Below are 1,851 nucleotides of genomic sequence, written 5' to 3'. Positions count from 1 at the left end.
CTTCTCGGTGGCCTTCTCGCGGATGTGGCAGGTGTTCAGCACCACCAGGTCCGCGTCCTCGGGGCGGTCGGTGACGCCATAGCCCAGCGGCGCCAGCACGTCGGCCATGCGCTCGCTGTCATAGACGTTCATCTGACAGCCGTAGGTCTTGATGAAGAGGCGCTTTTCCGGCGCGGGACTGGACATGCGGGCCTTATGGGGACGAGGCGGGGCCGGTTCAAGCCGCGCGCGCGGGTTCTACTCTTCCAGCGGGACGCCGTAGAGCTCCAGCCGGTGGTCGATCAGCCGGTAGCCCAGCTTCTTGGCGATGGCCTCCTGCAGGGCCTCGATCTCCGGATCGACGAACTCCACCACCTTGCCGCTCTTCATGTCGATGAGGTGGTCGTGGTGGTGGTCGGTGGCCTCTTCATAGCGCGAGCGCCCGTCGCGGAAGTCGTGCCGGGCGATGATGCCGGCCTCTTCGAACAGGCGCACGGTGCGATAGACCGTGGCGATGGAGATGTGCGGGTCGATGTCGTGGGCCCGGCGATAGAGCTCCTCCACGTCGGGATGGTCGGTGGCGGCCGACAGCACGCGGGCGATCACCCGCCGCTGTTCGGTCATCCGCATACCCTTTTCGATGCAGAGGTTTTCGATCCGGTCCACGCCGCGCCTCCTGTGATTTTGCGAAGAGAATAGGGCTAAGGCCGCCCGGTGTTAAGGTCGAGGCGCATGACCACCGCATCCACCTTGCGGCCGCCCCGGTCGTAATAGTCCCGCCGACGGCCCGCCTCGACGAAGCCGCAGGCCTGGTAGAGGGCCAGGGCTGCGGGGTTGTCCACCCCCGCCTCAAGGAAAAGCGACTGGACGCCGGCCCCGCGCAACAGGTCCGCGCAGGCCAGGGTCAGGCCCTGTCCCACCCCCTGGCGACGGGCCTGGGGCGCCACGGCCAGGGTGAGGATCTCCGCCTCTTCGAACAGTCGCCGGGCCAGAATCATGCCCGTGATCGAATCCGGCGGCGAGGATTCGCCGGCCACGAGGGCGAAGGCGCCGGCGCCGCCGATCAGGGCCTCGATCTCCGCGGCGCTCCAGGGCTTGTCGAACGAAAGGGCGTGGAGACGGGAAAGCTCGGCCGCCCGCTCCGGCCCGGCGGGCATGATCCTCATGCCGCCTCCGGGCCGGGCAGCCCGCCCGGCAGGCGGGCGTCCGGCGCGCGCAGATAGAGCGGGCGCGGAGCCGCCGTCCCAGGGGCCGCCGCCGCCAGCCGGCCCACGGCTGCAGGGTCGCAGGCGCCGTCAGGAAAAACCTCGGCGCCGGGCAGCAGGCCCGCCAGCAGGGCCGCGCCAGATCCCACCAGGCGACAGGCGCCCCCGCCCGACAGTTCGGCCAGGCGGGCGGCGGCGGTGTCGATCTCCAGGGCGTCGGGGGCCATCAGCGGGCGGCCCTGGGCGAAGGCCTGCAGATAGACCTGGCCCCGCCGGGCGTCGATCAGGGGAAAGACCAGGCCCGGACCATGGGGCTCGGCCAGGGCGGCCAGGGCGCCGATCCCGGCCACCGGGCGATCCAGGGCCGCGCCCAGGCCCTTGGCGAAGGCCAGCCCCACCCGCAGGCCGGTGAAGGACCCCGGTCCCACGGTGACGCCGATCCGGTCGAGGTCGGAAAAGGCGATCCCCGCCTGGGCCACGAGCTTCTCCACCAGGGGCGCCAGGGCCTCCTGGTGGCCGCGGGCCATGGGCAGGCTCTCGGCGGCCAGCACCGTCGCGCCCTCAAGCAGGGCGGCGGAACAGGCCTCAAGGCAGGTGTCGATGGCGAGGATGATCATGGGCGCCCGGCGCTATCAGGCCCGCAGGCGATTGGAAAGCACTGCGGCGC

The 1,851-nt window shown here is 71.3% G+C and carries 3 protein-coding genes and 1 pseudogene; all 4 read right to left on the bottom strand.

All coding sequences use genetic code 11. The features are described 5' to 3' along the window. A pseudogene (locus tag V7D28_RS15170) lies at nucleotides 1-186 on the bottom strand (tRNA (N6-isopentenyl adenosine(37)-C2)-methylthiotransferase MiaB); the annotation flags it as partial. A 51-nt stretch (nucleotides 187-237) separates the two neighbouring features. Then, nucleotides 238-645, bottom strand: a complete 408-nt coding sequence (locus tag V7D28_RS15165) for a Fur family transcriptional regulator (protein ID WP_333588215.1) — start codon at nucleotides 643-645, stop codon at nucleotides 238-240. 35 nt (nucleotides 646-680) lie between these two features. Beyond that, nucleotides 681-1,145, bottom strand: coding sequence for a GNAT family N-acetyltransferase (locus V7D28_RS15160; protein ID WP_333588214.1), 465 nt, complete (start codon nucleotides 1,143-1,145; stop codon nucleotides 681-683). Then, on the bottom strand, nucleotides 1,142-1,798 hold the full coding sequence (tsaB, locus tag V7D28_RS15155) for a tRNA (adenosine(37)-N6)-threonylcarbamoyltransferase complex dimerization subunit type 1 TsaB (RefSeq protein WP_333588216.1): 657 nt from the start codon (nucleotides 1,796-1,798) through the stop codon (nucleotides 1,142-1,144). Before tsaB ends, V7D28_RS15160 begins: the two co-directional genes overlap by 4 nt. Between the last annotated feature and the right edge of the window lie 53 nt (nucleotides 1,799-1,851).

Origin of the sequence: Phenylobacterium sp. (assembly GCF_036723115.1) — a bacterium.
GTDB lineage: Bacteria > Pseudomonadota > Alphaproteobacteria > Caulobacterales > Caulobacteraceae > Phenylobacterium.
Note: the sequence above shows the minus strand (reverse complement) of the source record. Positions and strands in the feature narration are given on the sequence as shown.

Bases quoted from the DNA above. Each gene is read 5' to 3' on its own strand.
- V7D28_RS15160 (WP_333588214.1), bottom strand. From the start codon at position 1,145: ATGAGGATCATGCCCGCCGGGCCGGAGCGGGCGGCCGAGCTTTCCCGT.